This is a genomic window from Pseudomonas sp. PsB, assembly GCF_043658375.1.
GTDB classification, from domain to species: Bacteria; Pseudomonadota; Gammaproteobacteria; order Pseudomonadales; family Pseudomonadaceae; genus Aquipseudomonas; species Aquipseudomonas putida_Z.
In genome coordinates this window covers 43,227-49,609 of sequence record NZ_JBIGLU010000031.1, presented here as the reverse complement: position 1 = coordinate 49,609, position 6,383 = coordinate 43,227, and the positions used below count along the sequence as shown (strand labels likewise).

Here is a 6,383-nt window from a genome sequence, read left to right as displayed (position 1 = left end):
TTCGCGACACAAGGCCGCTCCTACAGAGACCGCACATGCCTGAGGAAGTCGCGGTCCCTGTGGGAGCGGGTTTGCCCGCGAAGAGGCCCGGTCAGACAAACGCCGCCAGCAAATCCTGCGCAAACGCCTGCTGCGCCTCGCCGCCCGGTGCTGACCTGGAGCATGGCTTACTGACCCTGCGCGGTTCTGTGGGAGCGGCCTTGTGTCGCGAAAGGGGTGCGAAGCGCCCCCAGGACTTCAGCTTCGCAGCACATATTGCCGGGGCCGCTTTGCGGCCCTTTCGCGACACAAGGCCGCTCCCACAGAGACCGCACATGCCTGAGGAAGTCGCGGTCCCTGTGGGAGCGGGTTTACCCGCGAAGAGGCCCGGTCAGACAAACGCCGCCAGCAAATCCTGCGCAAACGCCTGCTGTGCCTCGCCAACCACCTGCGCCCGGTGCCTGGCCAGGGTAAACGGCACCACGAAGTCCAACCCCGGGTCCAGCGCCCACAACAACCCCTCAGCCTCCCAGGCTTGCGCGCAATGGCATGGCAGATAGCCAATATGCCGCCCCGACAGAATGAACGTCAGCACGCTCTCGATCTGTTCCGCAACCGCCATGCTGCGCTGGCTCTGGAACGGCTCACCGCCCTTGAGAAACCGGTACGGATGGCGCACCTGGTCCATCGCCAGTAACCGCTCCCGCCCAACGCCAGCCTCACCGAACAGCTCATGGCCCTTGCCGCAATACAGCCGTTGCCGCTCCTCGAACAGCGGCTGGTAATCGAAGGCTGCCTGGTTGCCGGAAAAGTAGCTGATGGCGTAATCCAGCCGCTGCTCCAGCAACAAGCGCTCCAGCTCTGCCGGTGGCGCACTGATCAGCTCCAGCTGCACCGCTTCCTCGCGCCTGCGAAACGCCGCAATGGCCGCCGCCAGCTTCAGGCTCACCGCCTTGTCCTGGTTCTCCGCCATGCCTATGCGCACGGTCCCCAGCAGCCGCCCGGCAACGCCATTGGCCTGCTGGCGAAACTGTTCGATGTTCAGCAATAACCCTCGGGCGGCGTCCAGCAACAACGCGCCTTTTTCCGTCAGGTGAAAACCACCCTTGCCGCGGCTGCACAGGCGGTAGCCCAGCCGCGCTTCCAGCTGCGCCATGCGCTGGCTGATGGTGGGCTGGCTCAGGCCCAGCACGCCTTGCGCGGCGCTGAAGCCACCGGCCTCGACTACAGTGACGAACAGCCGCAGCAGGTGCAGGTCGGGGTCGTGCACTTGTCCGAGCATTACATTGCCTCTGATGAATGTCAGCTTTGCAAACTTGCCATTCCTGCAATGTAACCCGGCTGGCATGCTCGCGGCATCCACCCATTTGCCGAGGTGTCCGCCATGCGTCGATCGTTGTGCCTGCTGTCCCTGGTCCTGGCCTTGCCGCTGCAGGCTGAAGAAAAGGTCGTCAACCTCTACAGCTGGGCCGACTATGTCGCCCCGCAAACCCTCCAGCGCTTCGAGCAGGAAACCGGCTACAAGGTGCGCTACGACACCTTCGACACCACCGAAGTGCTGGAAACCAAGCTGCTGACCGGTGGCAGCGGCTATGACGTGGTGGTGCCGTCGTCGGCCGTGCTGGCCCGGGCGCTCAAGGCCAACGCCCTGCAGCCGCTCGACCCCCAGGCCATGCCCGGCTACGCCAACCTCGACAAGGACCTGCTGGCCAAGCTCGCCGAGGCCGACCCCGGCAACCGCCATGCCGTGCCCTACACCTGGGGCACCCTGGGCCTGGGGGTGAATGTGGAGGCGGTGCGCCAACGCCTGGGGGATGTGCCGCTGGACAGCCTCGACCTGCTGTTCAAACCCGAGTACGCCAGCCGGCTGAAGGACTGCGGCATCGCCATGCCCGACTCGCCCCAGGAGGTGATCGGCGTGGCCCTGAACTACCTGGGCAAGGACCCTTACAGCCAGGACAAGGACGACCTGGCCGCCACGCAGAGCCTGCTGAGCCAGCTGCAGCCGTCGATCAGCTACGTCGCCAATGGCCGGCAGATCAGCGACCTGGCCAACGGCAGCGTGTGCCTGGCGCTGACCTACAACGGCGATGCGGCGATGGCCGCCGACCAGGCGCGCCGCGCTGGCAAGCCGTTCGAGCTGATCTACCGCATCCCCCGCGAAGGCACGCTGGTATGGCAGGACAACCTGGTCATTCCCAAGGACGCCCCGCACCCCGAGGCCGCGCGGGCGTTCATCGCCTTCATGCTCAAGCCCGAGTCGGTGGCCGCGCTGACCAACACGCTGTTCTTCGCCAACGCCAACCAGGCGGCCACGCCGCTGGTGGACGAAGCGGTGCGCAACGACCCGGATATCTACCCGTCGGCCGCGGTGCGCCAGCGCCTGTATGCCGACCGCAGCATGGCCCTGGCCGACCTGCGCCAGCGCAACCGCCTGTGGACCGCGTTCCGCAGCCGCCAGTAACCAATAACGACAAAGGAGCCCGACCGTGGAGCAAGCCGCAAACAACGACCAGGCCATGACCCGCGACAGCCTGTATGGCACCGCTGCGGAAAGTACCTACGCCGGCATTACCAGTTTCTCTCGCCGCCGCTACAGCCGCGACCTGCGTGGTGTCGATGTGGTGGTCAGTGGTGTGCCGTTCGATACTGCCACCAGCAACCGCCCCGGTGCGCGCTTCGGCCCGCGGGCGATCCGCGCCGCTTCGGTGCAGCAGGCCTGGGCCCGGCACTGGCCGTGGGCGTTCGACCCGTTCGACCACCTGGCGGTGATCGACTATGGCGATTGCGCCTTCGACAGCGGCACCCCACAGTCGGTACCGGACAGCATCGAGGCCCATGCCACGCATATTCTGGAAGCAGGCTGCGCCATGCTCACCCTGGGTGGCGACCACTTCATCAGCTACCCGCTGCTCAAGGCCCATGCCCGCCGCCATGGCCCGCTGGCGCTGATCCACTTCGATGCGCACAGCGACACCTGGCCGGACGAGGAGGGCAAACGCATCGACCACGGCACCATGTTCTGGCATGCCGCCCGCGAAGGCCTGGTGGACCCGGCCAGCTCGGTGCAGATCGGCCTGCGCACCACCAATGATGACAGCCAGGGCTTTGCCATCCTCGACGCCCGCCAGGTGCACCGGCAGGGCACCGAGGCGGTGATCGCGGCGATTCGCCAGCGGGTGGGCGAGCGGCCGGTGTACCTGACCTTCGATATCGACTGCCTCGATCCGGCCTATGCGCCCGGTACCGGCACGCCTGTGTGCGGCGGGCTGAGCACGGTGCAGGCGCTGGAGATCCTCGGCGGGCTGCGCGGTATCAACCTGGTGGGCATGGACCTGGTGGAGGTGGCGCCAGCCTATGACCATGCCGATATCACCGCACTGGCCGGGGCGACCCTGGCGATGGAAATGCTGTGTCTGTATGCGGCGCGGCACAAGGTGGACAAGGGCCAGTAATTTGGCGTCCGTAGGGTCTTTGTGGGAGCGGCCTTGTGTCGCGAAAGGGCTGCGTAGCAGCCCCCAGGGCCCATACTGAAACATCAGGAATCATCTCCACCCGCATTCACACTTTTGCCGCGAACCCTTCGCGCCTTAGGCTATCAAACCCACCAGGCGCGGCATTTTCGTACAGGAGGTGAAGCATGACCCCGACCTTGCCCATCCTGGCCCTCGGCCTGGTGCTGTGCCTGCCCGCGCAAGCGGCCCCCGAGCCGCCCTTGCAACTCGCCGCCGGCAACAACAACCCCTACAACAGCCCGATCCAGCGCGCCAACCCCAACAGCCGCCAGGGCAGCATGCCGGCCACGCCTCCCGTGCGCGGCCCGTCTACCGACCCGTACCAGCGCACGCCCACCCTGGACAACCGCAGCATCGGCAATGGCGACAACCTGCGCCTCCAGCAGCAAACCCCGAACTTGGAGCCCACCCGACCACCCCGCGGCAACCCGCGCGCGCCATGAGCGCCCTACGAAAGGAATCCTGCATGCTTCGAGCACCCTGGCTTGTCACCCTGACCGCCGCCGCACTCCTGCCCCTGCTGGCGCAGGCGGCGGCCGAACAGCAGTTTCGCAGTGAAGAAGGCACCTTGACCGTCAGCACCCTGGCCGATGGCCTGCGCAACCCTTGGGCCCTGGCGTTCCTGCCGGGCGGCAAGGACATGCTGGTTACCGAGCGCGCCGGCAACTTGCGGGTGGTCAATGCCGAAGGCAAGGTCGGCCCGCCGATCAGCGGTGTGCCCAAGGTCTGGGCCGAGGGCCAGGGCGGCCTGCTGGATGTGGTGTTGTCGCCGGAGTTCGCCAAGGACCGCACCGTCTACCTGTCCTACGCCGAAGAGGGCAGTGACGGCAAGGCCGGTACGGCGGTCGGCCGTGGCCAGTTGTCCCACGACCGCGCCCGGCTGGAAAACTTCAACGTCATCTTCCGCCAGCAGCCCAAGCTGTCGGAGGGCAACCACTTCGGCTCGCGCCTGGTGTTCGACCGCGACGGCTACCTGTTCATCGCCCTCGGCGAGAACAACCAGCGCCCGACCGCCCAGGACCTGGACAAGCTGCAAGGCAAGATCGTGCGTATCTTGCCGGACGGCGAAGTACCCAGGGACAACCCCTTCGTCGGCAAGGACAACGTACGGCCGGAGATCTGGTCGTTCGGCCACCGCAACCAGCAAGGCGCCGCACTCAACCCCTGGACCGGCAAGCTGTGGACCCACGAGCACGGCCCGCGCGGCGGCGACGAGATCAACATTCCCGAGCCCGGCAAGAACTATGGCTGGCCGATTGCGACCCACGGTATCAACTACTCGCTGCTGCCGATTCCTGAGGCCAAGGGCAAGCATGTGCAGGGCATGGTCGACCCGCACCATGTATGGGAGAAGTCGCCGGGTATCAGCGGCATGGCCTTCTACGACAGCTCTAGGTTCAAGGCCTGGGATCACAACCTGTTCATTGGCGCGCTGGCTACCCAGGAGCTGATCCGCCTGCAACTGGATGGCGACAAGGTGGTGCATGAAGAGCGTTTGCTGGGTGAGCTGAAGGCGCGTATCCGCGATGTGCGGGTGGGGCCGGATGGCTACCTGTATGTGCTGACCGATGACAAGGACGGCGCGTTGCTCAAGGTAGGCCTGGGCGACGGCACCTGACGCAGTACAGTACTTGTGGGAGCGGCCTTGTGTCGCGAAAGGGCCGCAGAGCGGCCCCAGGATTTTCGCGTCACGACGAATATTGCTGGGGCCGCTGCGCGGCCCTTTCGCGACACAAGGCCGCTCCCACAAGGTATGTGTAGAATGCCGCATGGCTATCGATCCCCATTCCCTTTACCAGCAGGCCCTGACCACCCAGGGCTATGTCGCCGACCCCGCCCAGGCCCGCGCCGTCGAGGCCTTGCAGGCCTGTTTCCAGGCCGTCGAACAGGGCCGCCCCACCCAGGGTATCTACCTCTGGGGCCCGGTCGGCCGCGGCAAGACCTGGCTGATGGACCAGTTCCACCACTGCCTGCGGGTATCCAGCCGGCGCCAGCACTTCCATCACTTCATGGCCTGGGTCCACCAGCGCCTGTTCCAGCTCAACGGCACCGCCGACCCGCTGCTGGCGCTGGGCGGGGAGCTGGCAGGGCAGATACGCGTGCTGTGCTTCGACGAGCTGTTCGTCAACGACATCGGTGACGCGATCATCCTCGGCCGCCTGTTCAAGGTGCTGTTCGACCATGGCGTGGTGATTGTCGCCACCTCCAACCAGCCACCCGAGCAGCTCTACCGCGACGGCTTCAACCGCGAGCGCTTCCTGCCGGCCATCGCCGCCATCCAGCGGCACATGCAGGTACTGCCGGTAGCCGGCGAGCAGGACCACCGCCTGCACCCCGGCGCCGAGCGCCAGCGTTACTGGGTGGCGCAAGCGGGGCAGGCCAGCCAGCTGGGCGAGGTGTTCCGCCAGCTCAGCCCCGGCGACGCAGGCCACGATCAGCCCTTGGCGATCGGCTCCCGGCAGGTGCAGGTGGTGCGGCGCAGCGCGCAGGCCATCTGGTGCCGCTTCACCGACCTGTGCGAACAGCCGCTGGCGGCCATGGAGTTCATGGCCCTGTGCGACCGGTTCCCGGCCATCCTGGTGTCGGGCATTCCGGCGCTGGGGGGTGAACAGCGGGCCGGGCGCATTGCCCGGGGCACCGAGGATGCTGCGGCGCGGGTGGTGGCGGGCGACCGCGAGCTGCCGGCGCTGTCGCCCAAGGACGACGCAGTGCGCCGCTTCATTGCCCTGGTCGACGAATGCTACGACCGCCGGGTGGCGTTGTACCTGGAGGCACAGGTGCCGCTGGATGCCCTCTACACTCAAGGGTATCTGGCGTTCCCGTACCAACGGACCCTGAGCCGGCTACGGGAGATGCAACTGCAACGCTTCGCCTGAAAAGGAGCCGAAC

6 protein-coding genes are annotated in these 6,383 nt (G+C 66.5%); 5 read left to right on the top strand and 1 reads right to left on the bottom strand.

What is annotated here, in order from left to right:
* Window positions 1–370: 370 nt before the first annotated feature.
* Window positions 371–1,261, bottom strand: coding sequence for a LysR family transcriptional regulator (locus ACGLHT_RS25020; RefSeq protein WP_137163421.1), 891 nt, complete (start codon window positions 1,259–1,261; stop codon window positions 371–373).
* Between the two features lie 102 nt (window positions 1,262–1,363).
* On the opposite strand from ACGLHT_RS25020, the gene ACGLHT_RS25015 reads away from it, so the two are divergent.
* From ACGLHT_RS25015 to zapE, 5 genes are all read left to right on the top strand, one after another.
* Window positions 1,364–2,443, top strand: coding sequence for an extracellular solute-binding protein (locus ACGLHT_RS25015; protein WP_085619387.1), 1,080 nt, complete (start codon window positions 1,364–1,366; stop codon window positions 2,441–2,443).
* Window positions 2,444–2,468: 25 nt separating this feature from the next.
* Window positions 2,469–3,434 carry an agmatinase gene (gene speB / locus ACGLHT_RS25010; protein WP_013971812.1) on the top strand — a complete coding sequence of 322 codons (966 nt, stop codon included), beginning with the start codon at window positions 2,469–2,471 and terminating at the stop codon, window positions 3,432–3,434.
* A 185-nt stretch (window positions 3,435–3,619) separates the two neighbouring features.
* Window positions 3,620–3,937, top strand: coding sequence for a hypothetical protein (locus ACGLHT_RS25005; RefSeq protein WP_274121023.1), 318 nt, complete (start codon window positions 3,620–3,622; stop codon window positions 3,935–3,937).
* Between the two features lie 23 nt (window positions 3,938–3,960).
* Window positions 3,961–5,112, top strand: coding sequence for a PQQ-dependent sugar dehydrogenase (locus tag ACGLHT_RS25000; protein WP_137163423.1), 1,152 nt, complete (start codon window positions 3,961–3,963; stop codon window positions 5,110–5,112).
* A gap of 151 nt (window positions 5,113–5,263) precedes the next feature.
* A complete protein-coding gene (zapE, locus tag ACGLHT_RS24995; protein WP_137163424.1) occupies window positions 5,264–6,370 on the top strand; it encodes a cell division protein ZapE in 1,107 nt (368 codons plus the stop codon).
* Window positions 6,371–6,383: the final 13 nt, after the last annotated feature.